Source organism: Streptomyces luteolus (assembly GCF_029968015.1).
GTDB lineage: Bacteria > Actinomycetota > Actinomycetes > Streptomycetales > Streptomycetaceae > Streptomyces > Streptomyces luteolus.
Genome location: NZ_JASCIS010000040.1, coordinates 14935 through 40791, shown reverse-complemented (window position 1 = coordinate 40791; position 25857 = coordinate 14935). Strand labels below are relative to the sequence as shown.

The 25857-nt window shown below is 70.0% G+C and carries 22 protein-coding genes and 2 pseudogenes; 10 read left to right on the top strand and 14 right to left on the bottom strand.

The genetic code is table 11. The features are described 5' to 3' along the window. Positions 1–40: 40 nt before the first annotated feature. Positions 41–1117 carry a metallophosphoesterase gene (locus tag QIT00_RS29695; RefSeq protein ID WP_282538525.1) on the bottom strand — a complete coding sequence of 359 codons (1077 nt, stop codon included), beginning with the start codon at positions 1115–1117 and terminating at the stop codon, positions 41–43. A gap of 269 nt (positions 1118–1386) precedes the next feature. Between QIT00_RS29695 and QIT00_RS29690 the strand changes: the two genes are divergently transcribed. Next, a complete protein-coding gene (locus tag QIT00_RS29690) occupies positions 1387–2421 on the top strand; it encodes a PI-PLC domain-containing protein (RefSeq protein WP_282538524.1) in 1035 nt (344 codons plus the stop codon). Positions 2422–2719: 298 nt separating this feature from the next. Here the strand turns inward: QIT00_RS29690 and QIT00_RS29685 are convergent, their stop codons facing one another. Next, a complete protein-coding gene (locus QIT00_RS29685; RefSeq protein ID WP_282538523.1) occupies positions 2720–3241 on the bottom strand; it encodes a hypothetical protein in 522 nt (173 codons plus the stop codon). Positions 3242–3390: 149 nt separating this feature from the next. Here QIT00_RS29685 and QIT00_RS29680 point away from each other — a divergent pair, with 149 nt between their 5' ends. Beyond that, entirely contained in the window at positions 3391–3600 is a 210-nt protein-coding gene (locus QIT00_RS29680) for a hypothetical protein (protein WP_408909882.1), read from the top strand. A gap of 129 nt (positions 3601–3729) precedes the next feature. Here the strand turns inward: QIT00_RS29680 and QIT00_RS29675 are convergent, their stop codons facing one another. Further along, positions 3730–4365: a TetR/AcrR family transcriptional regulator gene (locus QIT00_RS29675; protein WP_282538521.1), complete on the bottom strand. Its 636-nt coding sequence runs from the start codon at positions 4363–4365 to the stop codon at positions 3730–3732. Between the two features lie 172 nt (positions 4366–4537). Here QIT00_RS29675 and QIT00_RS29670 point away from each other — a divergent pair, with 172 nt between their 5' ends. After that, complete coding sequence (locus tag QIT00_RS29670) at positions 4538–6274, top strand: amidase (protein ID WP_282538520.1); 1737 nt, start codon at positions 4538–4540, stop codon at positions 6272–6274. A gap of 198 nt (positions 6275–6472) precedes the next feature. Here QIT00_RS29670 and QIT00_RS29665 read toward each other — a convergent pair whose 3' ends face one another. Next, the gene (locus QIT00_RS29665) at positions 6473–7477 is read right to left on the bottom strand and encodes a GlxA family transcriptional regulator (protein ID WP_282538519.1); all 1005 of its coding nucleotides are present in this window, start codon (positions 7475–7477) and stop codon (positions 6473–6475) included. A 155-nt stretch (positions 7478–7632) separates the two neighbouring features. Here QIT00_RS29665 and QIT00_RS29660 point away from each other — a divergent pair, with 155 nt between their 5' ends. The 4 genes and pseudogenes from QIT00_RS29660 to QIT00_RS29645 all read left to right on the top strand — a co-directional run bounded on the left by QIT00_RS29660 (position 7633) and on the right by QIT00_RS29645 (position 11335). Beyond that, a complete protein-coding gene (locus tag QIT00_RS29660; RefSeq protein WP_282538518.1) occupies positions 7633–8301 on the top strand; it encodes an HD domain-containing protein in 669 nt (222 codons plus the stop codon). A 2-nt stretch (positions 8302–8303) separates the two neighbouring features. Further along, a complete protein-coding gene (locus QIT00_RS29655) occupies positions 8304–8735 on the top strand; it encodes a nuclear transport factor 2 family protein (RefSeq protein WP_282538517.1) in 432 nt (143 codons plus the stop codon). 245 nt (positions 8736–8980) lie between these two features. Next, positions 8981–10749 (top strand): annotated as a pseudogene (locus QIT00_RS29650) (FAD-dependent monooxygenase). Positions 10750–10810: 61 nt separating this feature from the next. Continuing rightward, positions 10811–11335, top strand: coding sequence for a GNAT family N-acetyltransferase (locus QIT00_RS29645; RefSeq protein ID WP_282538516.1), 525 nt, complete (start codon positions 10811–10813; stop codon positions 11333–11335). A gap of 103 nt (positions 11336–11438) precedes the next feature. Here QIT00_RS29645 and QIT00_RS29640 read toward each other — a convergent pair whose 3' ends face one another. Next, on the bottom strand, positions 11439–12302 hold the full coding sequence (locus QIT00_RS29640) for an NAD(P)-dependent oxidoreductase (RefSeq protein WP_282538515.1): 864 nt from the start codon (positions 12300–12302) through the stop codon (positions 11439–11441). A gap of 115 nt (positions 12303–12417) precedes the next feature. Between QIT00_RS29640 and QIT00_RS29635 the strand changes: the two genes are divergently transcribed. Continuing rightward, positions 12418–12972, top strand: coding sequence for a CGNR zinc finger domain-containing protein (locus QIT00_RS29635; RefSeq protein WP_282538514.1), 555 nt, complete (start codon positions 12418–12420; stop codon positions 12970–12972). Between the two features lie 126 nt (positions 12973–13098). Here QIT00_RS29635 and QIT00_RS29630 read toward each other — a convergent pair whose 3' ends face one another. Together QIT00_RS29630 and QIT00_RS29625 are read right to left on the bottom strand one after the other, a co-directional pair. After that, positions 13099–15135, bottom strand: a complete 2037-nt coding sequence (locus QIT00_RS29630; protein ID WP_282538513.1) for a hypothetical protein — start codon at positions 15133–15135, stop codon at positions 13099–13101. A 39-nt stretch (positions 15136–15174) separates the two neighbouring features. Further along, entirely contained in the window at positions 15175–16416 is a 1242-nt protein-coding gene (locus QIT00_RS29625) for an ATP-grasp domain-containing protein (protein WP_282538512.1), read from the bottom strand. A gap of 595 nt (positions 16417–17011) precedes the next feature. Between QIT00_RS29625 and QIT00_RS29620 the strand changes: the two genes are divergently transcribed. Together QIT00_RS29620 and QIT00_RS29615 are read left to right on the top strand one after the other, a co-directional pair. Beyond that, entirely contained in the window at positions 17012–17455 is a 444-nt protein-coding gene (locus QIT00_RS29620; protein ID WP_282538511.1) for an SgcJ/EcaC family oxidoreductase, read from the top strand. Between the two features lie 726 nt (positions 17456–18181). After that, complete coding sequence (locus tag QIT00_RS29615; protein ID WP_282538510.1) at positions 18182–18667, top strand: hypothetical protein; 486 nt, start codon at positions 18182–18184, stop codon at positions 18665–18667. A gap of 324 nt (positions 18668–18991) precedes the next feature. Here the strand turns inward: QIT00_RS29615 and QIT00_RS39040 are convergent. The 7 genes and pseudogenes from QIT00_RS39040 to QIT00_RS29585 form a co-directional block, all read right to left on the bottom strand. Next, positions 18992–19093 (bottom strand): annotated as a pseudogene (locus QIT00_RS39040) (IS481 family transposase); the annotation flags it as partial. Positions 19094–19189: 96 nt separating this feature from the next. Next, positions 19190–20683 (bottom strand): MFS transporter, encoded by a 1494-nt coding sequence (locus tag QIT00_RS29610; RefSeq protein WP_282538509.1) that lies wholly within the window; start codon positions 20681–20683, stop codon positions 19190–19192. A 76-nt stretch (positions 20684–20759) separates the two neighbouring features. Next, complete coding sequence (locus tag QIT00_RS29605; RefSeq protein WP_282538508.1) at positions 20760–21446, bottom strand: 4'-phosphopantetheinyl transferase family protein; 687 nt, start codon at positions 21444–21446, stop codon at positions 20760–20762. A gap of 46 nt (positions 21447–21492) precedes the next feature. Continuing rightward, complete coding sequence (locus QIT00_RS29600) at positions 21493–21846, bottom strand: tRNA-binding protein (protein ID WP_282538507.1); 354 nt, start codon at positions 21844–21846, stop codon at positions 21493–21495. A gap of 168 nt (positions 21847–22014) precedes the next feature. After that, on the bottom strand, positions 22015–22755 hold the full coding sequence (locus QIT00_RS29595) for a hypothetical protein (RefSeq protein WP_282538506.1): 741 nt from the start codon (positions 22753–22755) through the stop codon (positions 22015–22017). A 50-nt stretch (positions 22756–22805) separates the two neighbouring features. Beyond that, complete coding sequence (gene ccrA, locus QIT00_RS29590; protein ID WP_282538505.1) at positions 22806–24194, bottom strand: crotonyl-CoA carboxylase/reductase; 1389 nt, start codon at positions 24192–24194, stop codon at positions 22806–22808. Next, on the bottom strand, positions 24194–25567 hold the full coding sequence (locus QIT00_RS29585) for a cytochrome P450 (RefSeq protein WP_282538504.1): 1374 nt from the start codon (positions 25565–25567) through the stop codon (positions 24194–24196). Before QIT00_RS29585 ends, ccrA begins: the two co-directional genes overlap by 1 nt. Positions 25568–25857: the final 290 nt, after the last annotated feature.

The following is a 25857-nucleotide window of genomic DNA, read 5'->3' as shown; positions in this document are numbered from 1 at the left end:
CCACAACAGGCCCGCCCGCGACGTAGGGCTCCGTTCTGCGTCAGCCCCCGATTCGGTCCGTCCGTGTGTGGCGGTACGCGTGCTGGTAGTCGGACGTCTCGGGATCGACGGTGTACGCGTCCGTGACGACGCGGTCGGCGTTGATCGAGAGCATCATGAATCCGAGCGTGTCGTAGGCCGCCCAGAACTCCTTGTTCTCGGGCTGGTCGGCCTTTCCCTTGGTTTTCGCGGCGGCGCCGCAGACGATTTGCTGGGTGCCGTGGTGGTCGGCTCCGGTGTCCAGGATCTGGAGCGTGTGGTCGTGGCCTGAGAGGATGAACTCGGCTTTGCCGCAGACCACTTCCTCGTACAGCTTCTTGACGTGCTTTCCGCTCATGTAGTCGCCGCACGTGATGCCCTCGTACGCGCCCGCGTTGCCGTGCGTGCCGTTGTTGCGCAGCGGGTGGTGGGCGAAAACGAACTTCCAGTGGGCGCGGGAGGCGGCGAGTGAATCGGTCAGCCAGGCGCGCTGCTTGTGGGCGAAGGGGCCGTCCCAGTGGTACTCGGGGTCGGTCTGCAGGACGTACGAGGAGAGCGGCGTCGTGTCGATGGCGAAGAACTCGGCGACGGGGGCCCGTTGGGGGACGGCCACGGAGTAGTGGCGGTCGGGCATGTACCAGCGCGCGGAGTGCTGGTGGTAGGCGATCTCGTGGTCGCCGCGGGAGGGGCGGCCGCCGCTGCCGGGGATGATGCCGCTGGTGTCGTGGTTGCCGAGGACCATCAGCCAGGGGACGTCTATGCCCTTGTTCGGCTCCTCGAACTTCGTGGTGAATTCGTCGTCCAGGACGTCCTCGGGGCCGTTCTCGTAGATGTTGTCGCCGAGCCCGATCGCGAGGTCGACGCCGCGCCTCTCGCAGAGTTTTCGCGCGGCGGCTGCGACGGCGAATTGTTCGGGCGTGCCGGTGCCCGCGTCTCCTGTGATCAGTACGTTCAATTCGGTCTTGTCCGGTAGCGGAAACTTGGCCGTGCCGTCTTCGGCCGCCACTGCCTGCCGACCGAAGGTGCCAAGGGCGACGGCGGTGCCGACGCCGCCGACCCCCGTGAGCATCGCGCGCCGGCTGATTCCCTGCGTTTGCATCCTGTCTCTCCTCGTCGTCGGATGCCACGCGATCCTGGGAAGGCGAACGGGGCTCAGACGGGCTGGGGAGGTGCAGTGAATCCCGGCGGCACCGCGAGGGCCAGGTTACTGACCGGTTACTTCCGTCACACTTACTGGTTACCGGACGGTAAGTGGGCATACGCTCCTCCGAGTTTTGCCTGCTGTCCGCCTCGGCCGCATCCCAGGCGCCGCACAGCGAGCGGGCTGTCCCCACAGCAGCCCGGAACCACAGAGAGGACCCCGTCTGGATGAGCGCCGTACGCAGACGCCGCAGGACACTGCTTCCGCTGGCCCTGGCCTTCTTCACCGTTGCCATGGGCACCGCAGCCGCATCCGCCGCCCAGAGCGCAGCACCCGCCGCCCAAGACTCCGGCAGGAAGCCCGCAGAGCGGTCCGGCCACAGCAAGCAGCGCCCGACGTGGGCCATCGCCCACCGGGTACTCACCACTCAGGGGGTGACCGCGGCGCTCCGGGACGGCGCCAACGCCCTGGAGATCGACGCCACGGCCTGGAAGGAAGGCTGGTGGGCGGACCACGACGGCACCCTCACCAGCTACGGCGACACGATGGCCGACATGTTCGACCAGGTGGCGAAGGAGCACCGGACGGGGCGTCAAGTCTCGTTCGTCTGGCTGGACATGAAGAACCCCGACTGGTGCGACAGCCGTGATCCGGAGAAGAAGCAGTGCTCCGCGGTCGCCCTGCGGGATCTGGCCCGCAGCAAGTTGGAGAGCCAGGGCATCCGGGTGCTCTACGGCTTCTACGGGACCGAGGGCGGCAGCGGCTGGAAGGACGTGACGGGCAGCCTGAACAGCAAGGAAGGCGTCGCCTACAGCGGCAACTACGCGGCGGTCCAAGGCGGTTACGCCGAGCACGGGGCGGGCATCGCGCAGAACCAGCGGGTGATGGACAACGGCCTGTTCAGCATGGCGCTGAAGTTCGGCAGCATCCGCGAGGAGCTGCAGGCCGGCGGGAAAGCCCGGGACCGCGGGGAACTCGCCCGGACGGTCGGCTGGACCGTGGGCCCCGGCGACCGGGAGCGCGCCGAAACCCTGCTCGACGACTCCACCGACTCCGCCGACTCCGACGGTGGCGCCGCCGTGGACGCGCTGATCTACGGCAACCGGATGTCCTGCTACCCCGACGGCGTCAACGGCCTGAAGGGCTGCGGCACGGACGACAGTGGTGTGCGGGAGTCCCTCTCGTACATCCGGGACTACGTCAAGGCGCATCCGAGCACCCGCCGCATGGCGACCAGCCGGGACGTCCCCTTCGGCAGCTGAGCCCCCTTGGTGCTCCCCGACAGGCCGGTGGCGCTGCCGGCCTGTCGGGAGCGCTTCGGTCAGGCGGTTTCTTGGTGAGGAACTCCACGGGGCTGTTGTGGTTCGTGCGGCGTCAACTGCCGCTGCCGGGTGGGGTGGTGTCCGAGGAGGAGCTTCGGCCGCACTGGACGGGCCGGCAGGTGTCAACGACGTGTTCGCGTCGAGGTGCTCCCGGCGGCGGCGCGACGGTGCTGCGAGCCGTTCGGCCTCGCCGTCGACCGGCAACCGATCTTGGCTTCGGCGCCAGCCTTTGCCCAGGTCACGGCCCTTCCGCCAGCGGTTGGATCGTCCTCCAGCGCGGAGCGTCGTCGTCAGGGACGTCCGGAGACGTGAAGTGGAAAGGCACCTGAAGGTGGCCGGCCAGCGCCTGGCCGGCCACGTCGGCAGCAACGCCAGGAGGAGAGCCGTCAGGGCAGTGATAGACGGTCGCCAGGTGGCCCTCCCCCTCCGGGGCGTCCAGGACCGCGACCATGCGTACGAACCAGTCGTGCACTGTATCGCCGTCCCAGACCGCCTCCACCGCCACCACACGGCCGGGGAGAGCCGCGGCGCGGGCTGCGAGCGAGGAGAGGTCCAGCGGATCAGGCGGCGTGCGCTGTACGCGGTCGCCCAGAGCCTCGTATCGCGCGTGGACCAGCCGCTCGGCTTCGTGCAGGCCCACCCCCAGCGGACGCAGCGCCTCCCAGACAGACCTGACCGCCCACAGCCGGCGGTCGCGCAGCACATCGGCATCGACCTCTCGGCAGGTCTGTTCATCCAAGTAGGCCCACCAGCCGCTCACTGGGCCACCAGCCGGGATTTCCAGGTACAGGTCATGGGTTGGAACGTACGGCCTGTCGGGAGATCCGCGTCGGGCGAGGTCGGCGTTTCCATGGGCTCCCTCGCGCACGGTTGCCCTCCCCGACCTGAGACGATCAGCAGGACGAACCAATGAACACAGGGGGGAACATGATCGTTCTGCTCATCGGCGTCTTGGCTCTTGCTGTCGGCGGGTGCGTGTGTGTGGTGTGGGCGCAGCGTGGAGGGCCCCGCTGGGTCCGAGCCGTGGCCACTGTGACGCTCGCCGCAGGCAAGATGGTGCGCCGCTCCAAGAGGTACACGAGCCCCGGCCTGAACCGGAGCACTGGTGACGGCGACTGAACCAGTTCCGCGTCGTCACCCTTCCTGAGAGAAAGCCACCGCCCGCGGGGCGCGCTCTGACCGGACGCGCCCCTCACTGCCGGGGAGCCTGGCTCGCAGCTACGTCGGGATCAGCGGCTCCACCCTCCGTCAGCCCTGACCGGTAGCACGCAGTTCGCGTTGGAGGGCGGACAGGGCGAAGGCGTGTGCGGAGGTGTGCTGCCAGCGGGACCGGCCGAACATCACGTCTTCGGAGAGCCCGCTCAGCATGGCGACGGCCCTGATGGTGAACTCGGGGAGGTCCACGTCGGTGAAGTGTCCGAGGTCCCGGCCCTCACGAAGGATGGCTTCCAGGCGCTGGTCCCAGCCGTCAAGGAGCTCGGTGAGGATCTGTCGGCCCGCTTCGTCGTGGCGCTGGGCCAGTACCTGCGTCCACAGCGCGTAGCGTTCGTCGCCTTGGTGGCGGGGCAGGTAGAAGCGGACGAACAGGTCCAGCTTCTCGGCGGGAGACGCGGCCTGGTCGGCGGCCTGCTGGTACCGGTTCCAGAGATCCGTTTGGCTCCAGGCGAGGACTTCGAGCAGGAGCCGGTCCTTCTTGCCGAAGTGGTAGAGGATGTGCCCGGTGCTCATCCCGGCCCGCGCGGCGATGTCCGACATCCGCAGGGCCGCTGTGCCTTTCTCGGCGATGACGCTGATGGCGGCCCGCATGGCCCGCTCCCGCGCCTCGTCCCCGCTGCGCTGACGCTTCCGGTCGGGCAGCGCGGGCCCGGTCTCTGACGTCGCCATGAGCTCACTTTCGGTTCCGGAAATCCAGGTCCCAAGTCTAGTCCGGTAATCTAGACCTTTAGTCTAGACTGAAAATCTAGTCAGTACGATGGGGGCGCGACGGCCGGCTGTGCGCGGTCGCCCCGACGGCCAGCGGCCCGCCTGCCCTACTCACCACCCGGGAGACACCCACATGACGCGCGGATTCGATGTCGTGGAGACCTGTATCGCCGACCTGCGCGAAGCGCTGGAGAAGGGCGAGACGACCGCGGTCGGGCTGCTCGACGCCTACCTCGCGCGGATCGACGCGTACGACAGGACCGGTACGGCCACCGCTCTGAACGCGATGGTCGTGATGAACCCGCACGCCCGGGCGGAAGCGGAAGCCTCCGACGCCCGCCGCGCCCGGGGCGAGACGCTGGGCCCGCTGGACGGCATCCCGTACACCGCCAAGGACAGCTACCTCGCCAAGGGGCTCACGGCCGCGTCCGGCTCCCCGGCCTTCGAGCACCTCGTCGCCCAGCACGACGCCTTCGCCATCGAGCGGCTGCGCGCGGGCGGCGCGGTCCTCATCGGCCTGACCAACATGCCGCCGATGGCGAACGGCGGCATGCAGCGAGGCGTGTACGGCCGCGCGGAGAGCCCGTACAGCGCCGACTGGCTCACCAGCGCCTACGGCTCCGGTTCCTCCAACGGCTCCGGCACGGCGACGGCGGCGTCCTTCGGTGCGTTCGGCCTCGGCGAGGAGACCTGGTCCTCGGGCCGCGCCCCCGCCTCGAACAACGCGCTGTGCGCCTACACGCCCAGCCGCGGCGTGATCTCGGTCCGCGGCAACTGGCCGCTCGTACCGACCATGGACGTCGTGGTCCCGCACACCCGCACCATGTCCGACCTGCTCGAACTGCTCGACGTCATCGTCGCCGACGACCCGCACACGCGCGGGGACCTGTGGCGCGCACAGCCGTGGGTGGCGCTGCCCGCGGCTTCGCAGGTACGGCCCGCCTCCTACCCGGCCCTGGCCCCCGCCGGTGCCGAGGCCGCGTCCGACGCGCTGGCCGGCAAGCGCGTCGGCGTGCCCCGGATGTACATCAACGCCGACCCCGACGCCGGAACGAACCCCGCCGGCGGCATCGGCGGCCAGACCGGGCAGCGCGTCGACACGCGCCCCTCGGTGATCACGCTGTGGGAAGCCGCCCGCCGCGACCTGGAGGCCGCCGGCGCCGAGGTGGTCGAGGTCGACTTCCCCGTGGTGTCCCACTACGAGTCCGACCGCCCCGGTGCGCCCTCGCTGCTCACCCGCGGACTGGTCAGCCGCGCGTACCTCACCTTCGAGATCGAGGACCTGTCCGCCTGGGCCTGGGACGACTTCCTGCGCGCCAACGGCGACCCGGCGCTTCCCACCCTGGCCGACGTCGACGGCACCCGCATCTGGCCCAAGCACGAGGGCGAACTGCCCGACCGGTACGACGGCTTCGACGACACGATCGGTGACTACCCCCGCTTCGCGCGCGAGCGCCCGTACGCGTCCCTCACCGACATGCCGCACCTCGAGCAGGGGCTGCGCGGCCTTGAGGAAACGCGCCGCGTCGACCTGGAGCTGTGGATGGACGGACTGGGCCTGGACGCGGTGGTCTTCCCCGCGGTGGCCGACGTGGGCCCCGCGGACATGGACGTCAGCGTGGCGTCCGCCGACCTCGGCTGGCGCAACGGCGTCTGGGTCGCCAACGGCAACCTGGTCCCCCGCCACCTCGGCATACCGACCGTGACCGTGCCGATGGGCACCATGACGGACACCGGCATGCCCGTCGGGCTGACCTTCGCGGGCCGCGCTTACGACGACAATGCCCTGCTGTCCCTGGCGGCGGCCTTCGAGAGGACAGGCAGTCGGCGCACGGTGCCGGCGCGCACGCCGCGCCTGTCGGCGGAGTGACCTGACGGAGGCCCGCTCAGCCCGCGATGAGACAGGACACTGTCGGTGCCTTTGCACGTCTTCGGCCACCTGTGACTGCACCGGCGGGGTGGCTCGGGGTGGACCGGCGGCGTTGACGGGGTCGGGTCCTGAGGTGCGGACGACGCCTTCCGCCAGGCCGTCAACTCTCCGCCGGGCGGCGGACAGACGCTGAGCCGCTCATGGACGCCCTTCCGAGCCGGGGGCGCGGGTCGTGCCGAAGCGTGCGCGGTAGGCCGACGGTGTCACGCCGAGGCGGCGGAGGAACGCCCGGCGCAGCGACTCGTCGCTGCCGAGGCCCGAGCGCTGGGCCGCCGCCGTCACCGTCTCCCCGGACACGAGCAGCATCTGCGCCGCCTCGCAGCGCACCGCCTCCACGTAGGCCGCGGGTGTCTCGCCGACCTGGGCCGCGAAGAGGCGGGTGAGGTGGCGGACGCTGACTCCGGCGCGGGCCGCGAGCGCCGGGCCCGAGTGGTCGGCGGCCGGATCGGAGTGGATCGCGTCGAGGACCGTGCGGAGCACGTCGTGGCGGGGGCGCGGGGTGCGGGCCGGGACCGAGAACTGCGACTGGCCGCCGGGGCGTTGCAGGAAGACCACGAGGTCGCGGGCGACCTCGCGGGCCAGGTCGGGGCCCGCGTCCGCCTCCACCATGGCCAGACCCAGGTCGATGCCCGCGCTCACTCCCGCGGAGGTGAGGACCCGGCCGTCTTGTACGTGGATCGAGTCCGGCTGCACGGTGATACGAGGGTGGGTGCGGGCCAGCGTCGCCGCGTGCCGCCAGTGCGTGGTCGCGCGGCGGCCGTCGAGCAGACCGGCGCGTGCGAGCACGAACGCGCCCGTACAGACGGATGCCACCCGGTCCGCTCGTCGGGCCAGCGCGGTGGCGGCGGTGAGCAGCGACTCCGGCGGCGGCCTGCGGGGGAGGTCGGGGGCGCCGGGGACGATCAGGGTGTGGGGGGCGGGCAGGTCCGCGCAGGCGGCGTCGGGGGTGAGGCGGGTGCCGGTGGAGGCGGTCACCTCGGCTCCGTCGGGGGAACAGAGGGTGACCTCGTAGGCGGCGCCGAGTGCCGCGGCGGTGGCGAAGACCTCCAACGGGGCGGTGACGTCCAGGAGGCGGACGCCGTCGTAGGCGAGGACGGCGATGGAGCGGGGCGGGCGGGGCGGGCGGGTCGGGCGCGGCGGCATGCGGAGGAGCCTAGCCGGGAGGCGTGTCCGAATGTGTGGGGTACCTGTCTGCGGAGACATCGCGTGGAGTGGCCCGGCGGCGGCAGGCTCGGTGGCGAGCAACGGCGACATAGCGACGCCATAGCGACGACATAGCGACGACATCTGGAGGCACCATGACCGCGGCAGCGCAAGCGACAGCGCAAGCGGCCGACCGCATCGCCGGCGTGGACGTCCCCGGCGGTCGGCTCGCCCGCGAGGCGACCGAGCTGGTCCGCGAGTCCGCAAGCGAGTTGATCTACCACCACTCCCGCCGGGTCTACCTGTGGGGCGCCATGGCCGGAGCCCGCCGCGGCCTGGCGTACGACGCGGAACTCCTCTACGTGGGCGCGATGTTCCACGACCTCGGGCTCACCGGGAAGTACCGCACCGACGACCAGCGCTTCGAGCTCGACGGCGCCGACGAGGCACGCCGCTTCCTCGACGCGCACGGCATACCGGAGGACGCCGTCCGCCGCGTCTGGACCGCCATCGCCCTGCACACCACGCCGGGTATCCCGGAGCGGATGGAGCCGGAGGTGGCGCTGGTGACGGCCGGGGTGGAGTTGGACGTGCTCGGGGTCGGGCTCGACCAGGTGCCCGAGGACCGGCGTGCCGCGGTCGTCGCCGTACACCCGCGCCCGGACTTCAAGCGGCGGATTCTGGAGGCCTTCACCGACGGCATCGCGCACCGGCCGCGGACCGCCTTCGGCAACGTGAAGGCGGACGTGCTGGCGCACTTCTCGCCCGGGTTCGCAGCAACGGACTTCGTCGAGGTCGTCCGGAACTCGCCGTGGGGGGAGTGACGATGACCGCGACCCGGCCACCCGTACCGCCCTTCACCGAGGCCGACGCCCGTGCCAAGGTGCAGGCCGCGGAGGACGCCTGGAACACCCGCGACCCGCAGCGCGTGGCGCAGGCGTACACGCCCGACTCCGAGTGGCGCAACCGCGACCGGTTCCTGCGCGGCCGAGCGGAGATCGAGTCGTTCCTCGCCGAGAAGTGGGCGGGCGAGCTCGACTACGCGCTGCGCAAGGAGCTGTGGACGTTCGGAGAGGACCGCATCGCCGTCCGCTTCCGGTACGAGTGGCACGACGGGGAGGGGCAGTGGTGGCGTTCGTACGGGAACGAGCTGTGGGAGTTCGCCGCTGACGGCCTGATGCGGCGGCGCGAGGCGAGTATCAACGACGTGCGCATCGCGGAGCACGAGCGCACCGTCTTCGGCCCGCGGCCCCGTTGATGCCCGAACGCGGGGTGGCGGGGAGCCGGTTGAGGGACTCCCGCCACGCAGCCGGGGGCACCTGCGTCCGGTCACTGCGGCAGGTAAGTCCAGTCACTGCGGCAGGTGAGTCCGGTCACTGCGGCAAGTCGCTGACCCGCCCGCCCCGAGGCTCGCCGGTCCCCACGTGCCCGGCTCGCCGCCCGCGCGCAGCCGGGCGACGATGGATCCGAGGCCGGCCCCGGGGCCAGGCATGGGAGGCTCTCGTGGCGCGCACCCGTACGACCGACGTACTGATCGCGGGCGCCGGACCCGTCGGGTTGAGCGCGGCGGCCGAGCTGCGCCGCCACGGGCTGCGCTGTCGGCTCGTCGACCGGCTGCCCGCCCGTCTTCCCTATGCCAAGGCGGTCGGTGTCCAGCCGCGCACCCTGGAGATCTGGGACCGGATGGGTCTGGCCCGCGCCGCCATGGAACGCGCCGTCCCGATGCTCGGCCAGCTGACCTACGTCAACGGCCGGGAGCGGGCGCGGATCGACCTGGAGCTGCCGCCCGAGGTGCCCTACGGGTTCGCCGCGCTGCCGCAGTACGAGACCGAGCGGCTGCTCGAGGAGTATGTCGCGGGCCTCGGTACGGTCATCGAGCGCGAGACGGAACTGCTGTCGTTCGCTCAGGACCGGGATGGGGTCACCGCCCGGTTGCGCACCGCGGCCGAGCCGAGGAGGAGTTGCGGGCCGGCTATCTGATCGGCTGCGACGGAGCGCACAGCACCGTCCGCAAGGGCCTGGGCCTGACGTTCGAGGGCGCGGCCTTCCCCGAGGAGTACATGCGGGGCGACGTCGAGGCCGACTGGGACCTGCCGCACGGATACGGCATCCGGTCCAGTCACGAGGCCGACGACGGCTCGACCGACGACCTGCTGGTCTGCATCCCGCTGCCCGGAACGGGCCGCTACCGCATGTCGGCGCTGGTCCCGCCCGAACTCTCCACGGCGACGGCGAACCGGGGGCCCGCTCGGGACGACGGAGTCACGCACGGCCTGGAGGGCAGCCGCGCCCCGGAGCTCTCCCACCTCCAGGCCGTCGTCGACCGCCTCGCACCCCGCCCCGCCCGGCTCTCCCGGATGCGCTGTTCCTCCGTCTTCCGCATCAGCCATCGCATCGTCGACCGCTATGGCGACGGACGCGTCTTCGTCGCGGGCGACGCCGCCCACATCCACCCGCCCACCGGCGCCCAGGGCATGAACACCGGCATCCAGGACGCCTGCAACCTCGCCTGGAAACTGGCGCTCGTCGTCCGCGGGGAAACCGGGCCCGCCCTGCTCACCAGCTATGACGCCGAGCGCCGCCCGGTCGGCGAGGAAGTCGTCGGCCGGACCGTGCGGCACGCCACGCGCGGCATCGAGGCCGACCCCGACAGCCCGCGGACCGTGATCCTCCGTCAGGCCCAGCTGCTCGTCGGCTACCGGGACGGCCCGCTCTCCCACGCCCCGGACGGACCGACCGACGCGCCCCAGCCCGGCGACCGGGGCCCGGACTGCACCGGGCTGACCGGCCCGTTGGCCACTTACCCGTTGCGCCTGCTCGACATCCTGCGTGGCCGCACCGGGCACGTGCTGCTCCTGTACGCCGCCGACACCACCGACGTGGCCGAGGCCGCCGGGGCCGCCGGAGCCGCAGCGGACGGCGGTGGCCGTGCGGGCCCCGAGTACGCCGTGCCCGACGTGCCGGATGTGCCGGACGTGCCCGACGTGCCCGATGTGCGCGACGTGCCCGACGTACGCCTGCAGACCATCGCCGTGCTCGCCCGCGAAGCCGCACCGGACGCCACCGCCACCCTGACCGTTCCCGGGTACCGCGACGCCGCCGGGGAGTTCGCGCGGCTCTACCGGCTTGACGGCCCGACCGGCTTCATCGTCCGCCCCGACGGACAACTCGGCGCCCGCTTCCCCCTCGCGAACACCGCGACAGCACTGGCCGACTACCTCACGGCCATCTCCGCGCCACGGGAACACCGCCCCGGGCGGGCGCGCTGCTGACGGGCAGGCCCCGACCACCGGCTGGTCGATGCAGGGGGAACGCCCGTGCGAGGATCGCGGCGTGGACGATCTACGCTTCCGTCTCGCCGACGACGCCGATCTTGCCGCCGTCGTACGTCTGCGCGACGACGCGGCCCGCTGGATGCTCGCCCACGGCGTCACTGGTCAATGGCAGCCCGGTGAGCTGGGCGAGGACCACTTCCGTCGGATCCTGGAGAGCGGGGAGGTATGGCTCGCGGAGGCTGCCGATCGTGTGGTCGGGGCCTGGGAGCTCTGGTGGGAGGACGAGGACGCCTGGGGGCGGCAGCCGCCGACGGCAGGCTATGTGCACCGGCTGATGGTGGACCGCGGAAGTGTCCCGCCCGGGACAGGGCGGGAACTTCTGCTCATCGCGGAGCGACGCGTGGCCGAGGCAGGCCGACCGTTGGTTCGTCTGGACTGCCTGGCCACCAACACACGCCTCCTTGCGTACTATCTCGACGCCGGCTACCGGGTTGTGGGACGCAAGGAGGGGAAACCGCAGCCGGGCGGTACGCCCAAGTCGTTCACGCTCCTCGAGAAGTCCGTACGGCATGGGTGGCGGTAGCTCAACCGGCGAGGGCACGGCCGCCGGAGGGTCGTAGGCGTCGGGGCTTCGAGGTCGTCTCGTACCCCGGCTGCCCTCGTGGTCACCGCGGCTGCCGCCGCAGTCACCGCGGCTGCTGTTCCGCGATGACCGCCCAGTCGTCCGCGCCGCGACCGTCGGCGATGGCCTCGTCGAAGACAGCACGCAGTAGTTCACCGATCGGGAGCGGAACGCCTTGGTCGGTCGCTGCGTCGAGCGCGAGGTGGAGGTCCTTGCGGCCCAGGACTGTGGTGAATCCGGCCGGCTGGTAGCGCCGTTCGGCAATCATCGACCCGTAGCCGGTGTAGACGGCTCCGGGGAAGAGCGTGGAAGTCAGCAGCTCGACCAGCTGCCCGGAGTCGACACCGGCGCGTTCCGCGACGCTGACGGCCTCGCCCAGCGACTGGATCGCGCAGGCGATCAGGTAGTTCCCGAGGATCTTCACGATGTTGGCCTGCTCCGGACGGTCGCCGAGGCGCCAGGTCCGTGAGCCGATCACGTCGAAGAACGGCTGCACACGGTCGAGCAGCGCATGCTCGCCGGCCGCAAGGACGTTGAGTGCTCCGGCTTCGGCGACCGGAACACGGCCGAAGACCGGTGCCGCGACGTATCCGACACCGTGCTCGGCGTGCGCTGCCCCGGCCCGGCGAGCCAGGTCGGTACTCACCGTGGCGAGGTTGACGTGCACAGTCCCGCCCGGGGTCCGAGCGAGGACACCGGAGTCGGTGAACGTCTCGGCGACGGCCCGGTCGTCGGACAGGACCGAGAAGACCACTGGCGCTTGCATGGCCTCCGCGACCGAGGCGGCACGACGGGCTCCCACGGCGACCAGTTCGTCCGTGGGCCCCTCGGAGCGGTTCCACACCATGACGTCGTGGCCGGCCTTCAGGAGGTTGCGTGCGATGGGCCTCCCCATGGCTCCCAGACCGATGACCGCGATGCTGCTCACGCCGAGCACTCCTCCCCTTGAACCGTCTGAAGCAGTTCACAGGATGCCATGGAGTTACGATCGCAACGAACCGCCTGAAGGGGTTCAGCGCGTATCGCCTACTACGGAGGCTGGAATGACCGGGGATGTACGTCGTGTGTTCCGGATGGACAACGAAGTCCTGGCGTTCCGGTTCACCGCCACCGTCAGCGGTCGCGCAGGCCTGACGCCTGGAGAGCGGCTGGCTGACCCTGCACGGCTGAAGATGTGGCTGGCGGCCACAGGGCTCGGCGTCACAGACGTGTCGCCGAAAGATCTGAAGGGCGCCGTCGCACTGCGCGAGGCGATCTACCGCATCGGGTCGGCGATCGCCGCAGGTGGACAGCCGGAGTCCGAGGATGTCCGCACGCTCAACACGATGGCTGCCGCCGGGCACGCGAAGGCTGCGCTGGAACACGGACACGCGGTGTGGCGCCTGACGGAGACGACCCCGGTCCGTGACGCCCTCGGAGTTCTGGCCACGGATGCCGTCCGCGTCCTCGGAGGCCCCGACCGCGACCGCGTCAAGAACTGCGAAGGCCCCGGATGCGCGGGGCTTTTCCTCGACACCAGCCGCGCAGCCAACCGCCGCTGGTGCTCCATGAACACCTGCGGCAACAAGGTCAAGAAGTCACGAATCTCCGCGCGCTGACCCAGCGGATCCACGATCGGGCCCGTCAACGATCGGGCCTGTCAACAAATCATGCCCCGCAACACAACTACGTGACACCCGCGAATGGTCGCCTGCGGGAGCCCGTGGGCCAGCTCGAGAACCTCATCACAGGCCGGTGGGCCCTTCGGCGGCTTGCAGTGTCCCCCCGGGCAGCCGGTCGTTGCCCCAGCTGCGCTCGATGTAGCCGATGATGCGCGTGACGTCCTCGGCTGGCACCCGGTCCGGTTCGCCGTGCTCGAGCGGGTCGGAGTGGAAGATGTAGAGGCGCGAGGCGAACTGGTCGAACGGCAGTGAGGCCTCGCCGAACCGCTCGCCGTTGCCCGCGGTGGAGACGACGACGCCGTCGCCCCAGTCCTGGCCGCTGTCGTTGTTCGGGTTGAAGAAATACACCCGCATGACGTCCTGCGGGTCCGGCGCGACCCGCAGGATCGTGATCGCGTGCCAGCCGACATAGCGGGCCGCGCTGTCGGTCACGGCGACACCGGCCGGCTGCGGATGGATCAGCGGCTGCTCGCCGTTGTACGACGGGTGGTAGCTGGCGTGGAACTGCCGCAGGAACGCGTCGAGTTCGACCAGGTTCCCGGTCGCGACGTCCACGTTGATGTGGAACCCACGGGCCGTCCACCAGCCGTGGAACTCGGGGTTGACCCACCGGTGCGGGTCGCCCGGCCGTTCGGCGCAGCGCCGCCCCATCTCGGCGTAGATCCGGTCCAGGTGGGGCACCACGAGCAGCGAGACGGGGTCCAGGTCCAACGGCAGCGTGCTCGTGACGCCGCTCACGCTGTCCTTCGACGAGATCGGCCGGCCCTCGAAGTGCATCAGGATCTCGTCGTCACGGGCGGCCCAGACCACTACTCGCAGCAGGTAGTCCGGGTCGTTGTAGGCCCACATCGACAGGGCTCGGGCCGACTGGCAGGTGGGGTTGTCGCCCTGCCCCACGCCGAGCGGCAGGCCCAGCATCGAGAGCACCCCCGCGACCAGCCGGGCCCGCGGGCCGGGCGTCTCGCCGAACACCGTCGTCAGCCGCTCACGCGCGACCGGCGAGAGTTCGAGCGCCAACTGGCGCCAGAGCGCGGGCACCACCGGCGGTTCGTACAGGATGCCGCGGTCGAGCAGCAGCGCAAGGCCGTAGATGCACTGCGCGGTCTGCGGGTGGACGGCCACCTCGATCAGCCGGTGCACCAGTTGGCTGTAGCGCAGCAGGCAGTTCCGGCCGGTGTCGGAGAGACCGAGCGCCTCACCGACGAGGTAGAGGTGGTCGCTCTCGCGCAGCAGGAACCGGAGCAGTTCCGCGTGGTACGGCGACACCAGGCCGGTGTCGTGCATCGCCCGCGCGAACCCCGTCGCCTCGTACTGCAGGCCGCCGGCGTCCATCGCCTCGAGCCGGGAGCGGAAGACGTCGATGCCGGGGTCCTCCCGGCACGCCTCGGTGGTCCCGTACAGGCTGGAGATGAGCCGGTCGATGCCCTGCCCCGACGACGGGCCGAGAGCGACGTCCGGGTCGTTGCGGTAGATCGCGATCCGGGTGATCAGGGACTGCGCCGCCTCGACCTGGATCGGGCGCTGGCGCAGGATCCGCCAGATCTCGTCGACCAGGTCGTCCAGGACGCTGTCGTAACCGATCTCCTCGGCGAGGTGGCGGAACAGGGCCCGGATGAGCTGTGCGGTACGGCCCTGCTGGATCCGCTCCGCCTCGCTGGGCGCGCTGAACAGCAGCTCCAGGTTCTTCGCCAGTACCTGGGACAGGAACTGGCGGGCGTCCTCGGCGGGCAGCGTCGGGTGCGCGAAGTCGCCGCGGGCGACCGCGAGCATCCGCAGCTCGCTGGTCGCCTCCATGACGACCGTGTCCACGTCTCCGCTGTGCAGGCTTCCGCTGACCAGCGCCGGTACGAGGATCTCCGGTGACGCCCAGTCCGTCTCCCGGAACAGCCCGGCTTCCTCGAGGGCCTGCGCCCTGGCCTGCACCGCTCCGGCGCCGCCCGGCTGTATGAGCACCCGGCGCAGTGCTTCCAGGACCCGTCGCAGCTTCGTGTACTTGCCGAAGTCGCGGGTTTCGGCCATGGCCTGGATGGCGTCGTCGAGTGAGGTCACGCGCTTGTCCAGCGTCGCGGCCGCACCGCTGACGTCGACGGTCGGTTTCAAAGGGTTTCCTCGGGTTGGCCTCCCACGTCCACGAGTTCGTCAGACGTAGAAGTCGAGCTCTTCCTGCTTCTTCAGCAGGTCGCGCATGCGGTAGGGGTCGTCACCGAAGAAGTACACCAGGCCCCAATGGGTGCCGAACGCGGTCCTCTTGGTGACGGTCTCCTCGAGCGGTGTCGAGAGGTCGTGCGACTCGTAGTAGTCGTCGTCCTCGGTCTCCTCCGGGATCTCCAGTTCGCTGACGACGCGGCGGCGCGGGTAGACACCGAAGCAGCCGGCGATCCCGGACGCGTCGACGACTTCGCGCGGGAAGAAGGCGTCGATCTCCTCCTCGGTCGTCTTCGGGTCGAAGGCCAGCACCAGCGCTTGGTAGGCGTTGAAGCCGTATGCCCGCTCAAGCAGCTCGAACACCTTGAACCCCGGTGGCCGGTACGCGACTTCGCCGAAGTACATCTCGCCGTCGCTCGTGACGAAATACTCCGGGTGCACGAAGCCGAACTCGATGTCGAACGTCTTGATGAGTTTCTCGATCTGCGCCGTGATCTGCGGGCGGTAGCGCTCCAGTTCCGGGGTTGCCGGCACGAACACCGAATATCCCAGAGTGACGTATTCGGAGATGTTGAGGAACTTGATCTTCCCGTTGTGCACCCACGCCTCGACCGCGAACTCCCAGCCGTCGAGGTGGGATTCCATGAGAACGGGGAACTCCTCCTCCGGAATCATGTCGATCTCGTCCGGGGTACGGATGACGCGGTGCCCGAGGCATCCGGCCTTGTCGAACGCCTTGAGGTGGATCGGGTCGTTCGGGTCACCGTCCAGCTTGAGCAGCGTCTGATTGACACGCTTGAGGAAGCGGATCACGTCGTCCCGGTCGTGGGCCTCCTCGAAGATTCCGACCCGGATACCACCGAGTTGAGCGCGGCGCTTCATCAGCGCTTTGTCCCGCAGCAGCATGGCCTGACCGTACAAGCGCGGGTTGTCGAGGAGGACGGAGTTGATCGCCCCTGCCCATTCAACCGTTTCCTCGTACAGCGGGATCGCGACGTCGACACCCGCGTCCTTGAGAGTCTCGGCGATCTCCATGGAGCGGTCGTTGAGCCGTTCGAAATTCCAGGGCACGTAGGGGATTTCGTGATCGACGCAGTACTTCTCGGCCCATTCCGGGGCCACGACGACGTATCGCCGGTCGAACCGGTCTAGGGCTTCCACCGCATTGAGACTCCACCCAAGAAGCGCCACATAGCCCTTGTCCGGGTTCTTGGTGGCCGGTTCGCCCTGTGTCATAGGCGCTCTCCTTCGCGTGTTCGCTCATCGACGGCGTGACTCGCACGCTGGTGCCCGGCGGCTGCCGCGCAAGCACCTCCTGCCCGCCCGCAGGCACGTCATTCCCGCGCGCTGGGACGGGGACGGCATGTTCTCGAAGATCACTTGGTCGGTCGCCTGCCAGCGCCGGCCCCGACCCCGTGCAGACCGTTGACTGCGTCGCTCAGGCCGCGGGCGACGTCACGTCCCTCGTAGACCCTGCTTCCCTGGAAATTCCCACGGAGGTTCCGGCCACCGAGTGTCTGGCGCCCTGACCTGGGCAGCACGCATCCCCGCAGCCTGGGCCGCGGGGATGCTGTCTCCGTGCTCGACTGCCCCGACTGGTCGGATCGCGAGGCGGTGATCGCGTACTTGTGCTGCACGGCACCGAGGACCCGCTGTTTCCGTACGGCCACGGCGAGGCGCCGGCTCGTGCCACGTCGCGAACGCCCCCGGATCCCGCTGAATCCCACATGACGTCGTGAACACAGTTGAGATCAAGTGCGGTTGAGGTACGAGGCTGGGTCACGAAGTCGACCCACTTGATGAAGTCGTACCGCCCAGTGAGGAGTTGTCCGTGACGAGCGTGCACGTGATCGAAGAGGCCGGAACCCCGAGCGGTGAAGAAGAGGTTGCCGAGGTCGTGGCCCGCTACGAGGCCGCGTTCAATCAGAACGATGCCAGGACAATGAACGACCTCTTCTCGCCGGACACGATCTTCGTCAACTTCAGTGGCAACCTGGTATTCGGCGCCGATCGCCTGTATCAGGCGCAGTCCTTCGTCTTCGGCGAGGGCGGCCCCTTGGCGGACATCACGGTGAGCTACACCGTCGAGAGCATCGCCTTCCTCACGCCGGAGGTCGCTGTGGCCCATGCGCGCCAGAGGTCCGCCGGAGCCGACCGGCAGACGCAGATTGGCAGCGACCCCATGGAGGGCATCCTGGCGATGACACTGATGCCGGACGCCTCCGGACAGTGGCGCATCCGCATGGCCCAGAACACACCGGTTGCCGCGCGGTAGGGCAGCTGGGTACGTCGTCTCGGAGCCGCGTCGGCCCTTTGCCCCCCCCTCGCCTACCTCGTCGAGTCCGAGCCCAGCGCAAGGCATTTGCAGGTCTGAAACGTCACCGCCCCGGAAGCCATGGAAGCCTTCTCCGAACTCCAAGGACGGCGACGAGGGTCAGGACGATTTGCTGCACGGCCCGATTGGCGTCGGTGTGGTGTTCGGCGCGCAGGTTGATGGTGCGGACGCGGGCGCGTTGGAGGCCGCAGGGCGCGGCGGTGGGCCTGGGGGCGAGTTCGTCGTGGTCGAAGTCAAGGGTGGCGCTGGTGAGTTTGGGTGCTGCGGTGGGGGTGGCCGGTCCGGGGTCGTGGCCTCGGGACCCGCTGGGTGAGGGTGCGGGCGGTGGTCCTGACGAGGATGCGCCGCAGGGTCGCGGACGGGACCGTGTGGGGATCTGCCATGCGGTGGATTCCGTACACGGCACGGGACTTGGCGATGGCTGGACCGTCGCCGTGGAGGCCACCTAACACCCGCACCGTTGGACATCGCTGGCTCGGCGACGTCGCCGCAATCGAGGACAGCCTCGCCGCCCCAGAGCAGACGGACGCCGCCCTTGTGCGACCTCACGGACCGGCCCCCGCCGTTCACCTGGCAACCCCGACTTCCGTGGCGTTGTCGCGCGCATCGACTCCGAACAGCGAAACGAGGATGCGAAGCAGCAGCCCTGAGCACTACAACGAGGAGATGACCGTCTTCCTCTGTTCCAAGTGCCGCACCGCGATCACGCCGGAGCTGGCTAAGCTGGCTTCCGTCCCTGACGTCTCCGACGACGAGCGCGACCGGGACATGAGGACACGCCGGGCACCCTCCACCGTTCCGCGGGGCCACTACGCGATCGGTCCCGAGCCCTGGGGATCCCCCTATGTCGTGCAGGACGATCAAGAGAACCCGAGGCCGGCTCAGTCGCGCGGGCCGGCGGTCTGCCACGAAGAAGGCTTCGTCATCTCGGCCGGCACGCGGCACACAGTGCTGGTGCATCCCGACGATGCCGCCGGCCTCCAGCCCCTGCCCAACTGGGAGAACAGCAATGGGTGCTGCGGACCGACAGGCGACGAAGGACTCAACCGGGCCTGCCCCTGCGGCACTCCGGTCGCGACCCTCGCGGCCGACTGCTTCGGGCCCCGCGAACTGCACCTCGACCCCGTCCAGACCTACGCGTTCTCCCAGTAAGTGTGTCTCTTAACCTCTGTCCCGAGCCTCGGCTCGTACGGTCTCAGTCCTCTGGGGGTTAGGCCGTCCTCTCGGATCACCTGATCGTTGGTTTGGGTGCGGCTTAACTGACATGCAGTGAGCGCGGATCGAGCCGTTGTTGCCGGATCGCGCGCCGACGCGGGGAGGGCGATGGCGGGATCACCGACAGGGGCAGATCCGGTTGAGCGCTCTCGGACAGACAGCGCTCGAATCGTGCCCGCGTATCGGGCGCAAGACCGTAGCGCTCTCGTCCGCCCTTCGCGAAGGCCGCCAGCGTACGGACAGCGACGAGGTCGTGGCCCTGCTGTACGAGGCCACGACGTTGGTGGCACCGTCACGTAGTCGGGCAGCTTGCGGTTGCCCTCCCGCGCCGCTGTGGGGCCGGTGGTAGTTGTAGTGGATGTTCCCCATGTGGGATGGGGTGCCGCTTCGAGCAGTAGGGCCGGGGCGCAACGGTCAGCCGGGGGCAGCAGTAGGACCGTGGGGAGCGATAGCGCCGGGTCACCCCCTCGCCGTGGAGGACTGGGCCTCGGGGGTGGCACCGTCGTCGGGGCGCGGGCGTGGGGTGAGGGCCAGGGCCAGCAGGCCGCCCAGGATCAGCAGGGCGCCGCCCACCAGGCCGGACAGTCGCAGGCCCGATACGACGTCGTCCTTGGCCGCGTCCAGGTAGGTGCCGGTGAAGGTGGAGTTGGCAACGGCCACCAGGACGGCCAGGCCGACCGCGCCGCCGACCTGTTGGGCGGTGGAGGCCATGGCGCCGGCCACGCCCTGTTCCGCGATGTCCACGCCGGAGCCCGCGGAGGCGAAGACGGAGACGAAGACCAGGCCGCCGCCCAGGCCCCACAGCAGACAGCCGGGCAGCAGCGCGTAGAACGAGCCGCCGGTGGTCATGACGGCCGAAGTGAGGGCGAGGCCCGCGCCGTTGAGGATCATGCCGGTGGCGAGGGTGCCGCGTAGGCCGAAGCGGCCCATGAACCTCGGCGCGAGCTTTCCTGCACCGATCATCGACACCAGCGTCAGGGGCAGGAAGGCGAGGCCGGCTTCAAGAGGGCTGTATCCGAGTACGGGTTGCACGTAGGTGGTGAAGACGTAGTAACCGCCTGCGAGGCCGGTCTGGAAGAGGAACACGACGGCCATGGCCGCGACGAGCGGACGGTTCTTGAGCAGCCTCAGCGGCATCAGCGGGCTGCGGGTCCTGGCCTCGGTGGCGAAGAAGGCGGCGAGCAGGACGATGCCGGTGCCGAGGGCCGCCAGCGGCAGGGGGCGCAGCCAGCCTTCCTCGGGGCCCGTGGCCAGGCCCAGGACGATCGCCGAGACGCCGACTGTGGCGAGCAGGGCGCCCGGCACATCGAAGCCGCCGGCCCTGTTGGCGGGGCCGTCCGGACGCAGCACCTTCGGCGCGGGGATCAGGACGATGAGCGCGAACGGGATGTTGACGAAGAAGACCCACCGCCAGGACCCGAGGTCGGTGAGTACGCCGCCGAGCAGCGCACCCGCGGCGAGCCCGAGGGAGCCTGCCATGCCCCACACGCCGAACGCCTTGTTCCGCTGCGGGCCCTCGTCGAAGGATGTCGCGATGAGCGCCAGCACCGCGGGCAGGAGGACGGCGCCGCCGACCCCCTGGGCGAGGCGCGCGCCGATCAGTGCCGCCTGGCCGGTCGCCAGGCCTCCGACGAGGGAGGCGGCCGCGTAGAGGGTCAGGCCGGTGAGGAAGAGCCGCCGGGCGCCGACCCGGTCCACGGCGCGGCCGCCGAACAGCAGGAGCCCGCCGAAGGACACGGCGTACGCGGAGACGACCCACTGCAGGGACTGGGCCGAGAAGCCGAGTGCCTGGCCGATGTCCGGCAGGGCCACGTACACGATGTTGTAGTCGACGGTCACGATGAACTGCGCGAACGCCAGCAGGAAGAGGGTCGCCCCGGTCCCGCCCTGCATGCTCGCCGTGCCTGTACTTCCTGTGCTGTCGGACCTGTTGGCTGTTGCCTTGCTGGGCATGGGCTCTCCTGTAGGGAACGTAGGGGGCGGGAGCAGGTGGGGGACGGAGCTGCTCGTGGGTACGCCGCGGTCTGTCTCACGCTTGGGGCGGGGCCATGACGGCGCAGGAAGCGGCGTAGCCGTCGGGGCTCGGGACGGTGAGGAGGCGCAGGGCGCGGAAGGCGGGTGCCGGGTGCTGGAGGGCCGGTTCCGCGGCCACGCCGACGTGGAGGCCGGCCGGTTCACGGTGCAGGCCGCTGCCCTCGGCCTTGAGTACGGCCTCCTTGCGCGTCCAGCAGCGGGCGAACGCGGCCGGGCGCTGTTCGGGGCGCAGCGCCCGCAACTCCTTTGCCTCCGCCGGGTGCAGGGCCCCCGTCAGCCCGTCCAGGGCGGCCGGTTCGGGCACTGCCTCCACGTCGACGCCGACCGCGACGGCCGGGTCCGACACGACGATCAGATAGCAGTCCCCGGCGTGGGACAGCGAGAACCGCACCGGATTGCCGGGCACGACGGGGCGGCCGTGCGGGCCGCCGCAGCCCGCGCACCGCTCCCGGGCGAAGGGCACCGCCTCGGGGCTCACCCCGAGCACCTCGCCGAGCAGGACCCGCAGCCCCACGTGTGCGGCCCGGTAGCGGTCCCGGTCCGCTGCGCGCCGGAACCGGCCGAGCCGCTGCCGCTCCCCGGGGTCCAGGAGGTGCTCGTGGCGCAGGGCGGCGGCGCTTTCCGCGGCGACCCGGCCGAGGCGCACCGACCTGAGCCCCGGCGTCCGGATCGCCACCGGCACCGGAGCGGTCCCTGCGGACGGAAGGGCTACGACGTGGGGGGCCGCACTAGCCAACGGTGTCCCCGGGAACGGCCGCCGCCGCCGGCGCGAGGAGATGGACGGCACCATCGGCGTCGTACGAACCGAGGACCAGGAACTCGCTGGCGAACCCGGCGATGCGCTTCCTGCCCAGGTTGATCACGCCGACGATCAGTCGGTCCTGGAGTTCCTCCGCGGGGTAGTTGGTCACCTGGGCGCTCGTCTGCAGCACACCCGCGGGCCCGAAGTCCGACTTGATCTTGTAGGCGGGCTTGCGGGCCTCTGGGAACTCCTCCACCGACACGATCCGGCCGACCCTGATGTCGGTGGCGAAGAAGTGGGCCGGGTCGGTCTGCTGCTTGAGGTCGTCGCTGCTGGTCATGGTGGTTCGTCCATCCGTCCGGGTAGTGCTGGTGCTGTGCTGCGTAGGGCCAAGTAGCCATATACCAAAGGGACGTTGTGCCGTGTCGGCCGGGGTCAGTCCGTGGGCGGTTCGCAGGCAGTTCGCGGGCAATTGTGGGCGGTCCGCGGTCAGTACGTGGGCAGTCCGTCAGTCGAACCGCACCACGACACAGCGGCCGAGCCGGTTGCGGGCCTGGGTCACGAGCGTGGCGTTGCCCGCCGTGAACAGGTGGTTCATGCCCTCCTCGCTGAAGGACTGGGAGCGGAAGCCGCCCTTGCCGCAGAAGGCCACGCCGCCGTACTCGCCGGGCACCTCTTCGAGGTCCCCGATGCCGCAGGTCGAGTAGTAGGCGCGGCGTAGCGTGGTGGTCCGCGCGTCGTCGTTGAACACCGATATGAGGGCCATGCCGCCGACGGCGCTCAGGCTGGCTATCACCTTCTCCGGCTCAGGGAAGTTGCCGAGCAGGTTGAACGGCACCAGATGGAGCGGGCGGCTGCCGCTGATCCCGGCGGCCCACTCGCCGCTGTGCAGCATGTCGCCGAGCACGGCTCTGGCGCGGTCCTGCAGGCCCTCGTCGGCGATCCTGCGGTTGAGGACGTCGATGGCGTTCCTGCTGACGTCGACGCCCAGATACGCGATGTCGGCCGCCTTGGCGACCTCCAGCGCCCGCCCGTCGTAGCAGCCGAGTTCGACGAGGCTGTCGCACGCGTACCGGGACACCGCCTCCCGCGCTGTGAGCCCTTCCATCTGGAAGAAGGAGAGGAACTCGTCGGGGAAGTGCGCGGCGCTCATGATCACAGGGGCTCCGCCGTCGCGGTAGAAGGATCCCTCGTGCCGGGGTTCGGCCGTGCCGCTGGTGCCCGCGCCTGCCAATGCGGTGGATTCCACTGCTTGCATACCTTTCGAGAGGCCCGTCGAGCCCGTACAGCCCGGGGCGCTCACAGTTCTGCCGGGCCCGGACAGCCCTCGTGCCGGTCGGTGCTCTGCGGCCACTCGCCCCGGAAGCGGTTGATGGCGTCGATGTGCTGGGCGCGCTTGTCGTGGTCGCGTACGCCCAGGCCCTCCTGGGGGGCCAGGGCGAGGACGCCGACCTTGCCCTGGTGCAGGTTGCGGTGCACGTCGTAGGCGGCCTGCCCGGTGTCTTCGAGTGCGTAGACCTTGGAGAGGGTGGGGTGGATCTTCCCCTTGGCGATCAGACGGTTGGCCTCCCACGCCTCCCGGTAGTTCGCGAAGTGCGAGCCAATGATCCGCTTCAGCGACATCCACAGATAGCGGTTGTCGTACTCGTGCAGATAGCCCGACGTCGAAGCGCAGGTGGTGATGGTGCCGCCCTTGCGCGTGACGAACACGCTCGCCCCGAACGTCTCACGGCCCGGATGCTCAAAGACGATGTCGATGTCCTCACCGCCGGTCAGCTCACGGATCCGCCTGCCAAAACGCTTCCACTCCCTCGGATCCTGCGTCTGCTCGTCCTTCCAGAACTTGTAGCCCTCGGCACTGCGGTCGATGATCGCCTCGGCGCCCATCTTCCGGCAGATCTCGGCCTTTTGGGGGCTGGAGACCACGCACACCGGGGTGGCGCCGCCGGCGAGGGCGAACTGCGTGGCATACGAGCCGAGGCCGCCGGACGCGCCCCAGATCAGGACGTTGTCGCCCTGCTTCATGCCAGCCCCGTTGCGCGAGACCAGCTGCCGGTAGGCGGTGGAGTTCACCAGACCGGGCGCCGCCGCCTCCTCCCAGCTCAGATGGCGCGGCTTCGGCATCAGCTGATTGGACTTCACCAGCGCGATCTCCGCCAGGCCACCGAAGTTGGTCTCGAAACCCCAGATGCGCTGCTCCGGATCCAGCATCGTGTCGTTGTGCCCGTCGGACGACTCCAGTTCGACGGAGAGGCAGTGCGCCACCACCTCATCACCCGGCTTCCAGACATTCACGCCCGGACCGGTCCGCAGCACCACCCCCGCCAAATCCGAGCCGATCACGTGGTACGGCAGGTCATGGCGCCGGGCCAGCTCCGAGCGGCGCCCGTACCGCTCCAGGAAACCGAACGTCGACAGCGGCTCGAAGATCGAGGACCACACCGTGTTGTAGTTCACCGAACTCGCCATCACCGCCACCAGCGCCTCGCCCGGGCCGAGTTCGGGCACCGGCACCTCATCCAGATGCAGCGACTTACGCGGATCCTTCTCCGCACTCGCCATCCCCGCGAACATCTCCGCCTCCTCCTTGCGGAGAGTGATCGCGCGATAGGTCTTCGGCAGTGGCACGGCCGCGACGTCCCGCTGGGTGCGGTCAGGGTCGAGGACTACGTCCAGGAGCTCTCTCATCAGGCGGCCGCCTTCGGTGCCTGCTCGCGCGGGGCCACGCGGACGCGCATCGAGCTGTTGGCCTGCAGCGTCATCGCGAGGCCGAGGGGTATGTCGTGGTCCACCGCGGTGAACTCGAACCGCTGGAAGAGGGCCGCGAGAGCGATGGCCGCCTCAAGCATCGAGAAGTGCTGCCCGATGCAGGCGCGCGGGCCGCCGCCGAAGGGGAACCAGGCGTAGCGGGGTCGGGCCTCCTCGGCCTCGGGCGTGAAGTGGTCGGGGTCGAAGCCCTCCGGGTCCGCCCAGTAGTCGGGGTGCCGGTGTGTCACCCAAGGGCTGAGGTAGACGTCGGCGCCTTCCGGGATGCGGAATCCGTCGACCTCCGTCTCGGCGGCGGTTCGACGTCCCATGATCGCCACGGAGGGGTAGAGCCGCATCGCTTCCTTGAGCACCTGGTTGATGTACGGCAGGGACTCGACATCGTCCGCGCCCGCGGCCCGGCCGCCGAGCACCGCATCCACCTCGTCCCGCACCTTGCGCTGCGCCTCGGGGTGGGTGGCGAGCAGGTGCAGGGCGAAAGCGAGGGCGGTGGCGGTGGTCTCGTGGCCCGCGAGCATGAAGACGAGCACCTGGTCGCGTACCGCCTCGGCGCTGAGCGCCGAGCCGTCCTCGTCCCGGGCTTGGATGAGCAGCGAGACCATGTCCTGCTCGCTGGTGGCGCCGGCCGCGGTGCGTTCGGCGATGATCCGGTCGCAGACGGCGTACAGCTCGCGCTGGGCCGCGCCGACCCGGCGGTTGGCGGGCGTCGGCCAGCTGCGGGGGATACGCAGCGGTGTGACGCCGCGGCGCAGCACGCTGTCGCCCAGGACGGGGAAGTTGCGGCGCACCACGTCGATGGCCGTGTCGATGTCGGAGCCGAAGAGGATGCGGGTGACCGCGCGCAGCGCGAACTCGGCCATCTCGGTGGACACGTCGACGAGGCCGCCGGGCGCGGCCTCCCAATCCTTGGCGGTGGCCTCGGCTTCGAGCCGGACGGTGTCGGCGTAGCCGTTGACCCGGCGGCGCGTGAAGAAGGGCTGCACCATGCGGCGCTGGAAGATGTACTCCTCGTCCTGGCTGGTGAGCAGACCGTTGCCGATGGACTCCCGGATTTCGGTGTAGACGGCGTTTTCCTTGCGGAAGTTGGCCGCTTGGGCGCCGAGCACCTGCTGAATTCCGGTGGCGGAGAATATGCCGTACACCTCCGCCCGCATTCCGGGCGGGCCGGCCTCGAAGCGCACCACGTCGCCGTAGGAACGCTGCGCCCGCAGATAAGCACCGAGCGTATCGGTACGCAATTCGTTCAGCGAACCGAGCAATGGATGGCCGTCGACCAACGGTACTTGCCTGCTCACGGAGTTCCTCTCTCCCTCGTCTTTCCGGGGCGCGGAACACGCCTGCGCCGGTACGTGCCCACCAGGCGAGACGGCTTCATGCCAGAGAGCCGGAAAATACCCACAACCTTTCGGCCAGATCCAGGAGCCGGACAGGGACGGACAGTGCAGACCGGGTCTGTGGCGTCGGGTACTTGGCAGCGTGAGGGACACCTGCCTGGTATTCGCACTACCAGGCAGTGGGCTTTCTGGACGGCGCCCGGACAAGGGTCACAGGGTGTGCGTCACCGAGCGAGGTTTTCCGCAGGACA

Excerpts from the sequence above, each read along its gene's own strand:
- QIT00_RS29695 (WP_282538525.1), bottom strand. The coding sequence starts at position 1,117 with ATGCAAACGCAGGGAATCAGCCGGCGCGCGATGCTCACGGGGGTCGGC.
- QIT00_RS29690 (WP_282538524.1), top strand. The coding sequence starts at position 1,387 with ATGAGCGCCGTACGCAGACGCCGCAGGACACTGCTTCCGCTGGCCCTG.
- QIT00_RS29680 (WP_408909882.1), top strand. The coding sequence starts at position 3,391 with ATGAACACAGGGGGGAACATGATCGTTCTGCTCATCGGCGTCTTGGCT.
- QIT00_RS29675 (WP_282538521.1), bottom strand. The coding sequence starts at position 4,365 with ATGGCGACGTCAGAGACCGGGCCCGCGCTGCCCGACCGGAAGCGTCAG.
- QIT00_RS29670 (WP_282538520.1), top strand. The coding sequence starts at position 4,538 with ATGACGCGCGGATTCGATGTCGTGGAGACCTGTATCGCCGACCTGCGC.
- QIT00_RS29665 (WP_282538519.1), bottom strand. The coding sequence starts at position 7,477 with ATGCCGCCGCGCCCGACCCGCCCGCCCCGCCCGCCCCGCTCCATCGCC.
- QIT00_RS29660 (WP_282538518.1), top strand. The coding sequence starts at position 7,633 with ATGACCGCGGCAGCGCAAGCGACAGCGCAAGCGGCCGACCGCATCGCC.
- QIT00_RS29655 (WP_282538517.1), top strand. The coding sequence starts at position 8,304 with ATGACCGCGACCCGGCCACCCGTACCGCCCTTCACCGAGGCCGACGCC.
- QIT00_RS29635 (WP_282538514.1), top strand. The coding sequence starts at position 12,418 with ATGACCGGGGATGTACGTCGTGTGTTCCGGATGGACAACGAAGTCCTG.
- QIT00_RS29625 (WP_282538512.1), bottom strand. The coding sequence starts at position 16,416 with ATGACACAGGGCGAACCGGCCACCAAGAACCCGGACAAGGGCTATGTG.
- QIT00_RS29615 (WP_282538510.1), top strand. The coding sequence starts at position 18,182 with ATGACCGTCTTCCTCTGTTCCAAGTGCCGCACCGCGATCACGCCGGAG.
- QIT00_RS29610 (WP_282538509.1), bottom strand. The coding sequence starts at position 20,683 with ATGCCCAGCAAGGCAACAGCCAACAGGTCCGACAGCACAGGAAGTACA.
- QIT00_RS29600 (WP_282538507.1), bottom strand. The coding sequence starts at position 21,846 with ATGACCAGCAGCGACGACCTCAAGCAGCAGACCGACCCGGCCCACTTC.
- ccrA (WP_282538505.1), bottom strand. The coding sequence starts at position 24,194 with ATGAGAGAGCTCCTGGACGTAGTCCTCGACCCTGACCGCACCCAGCGG.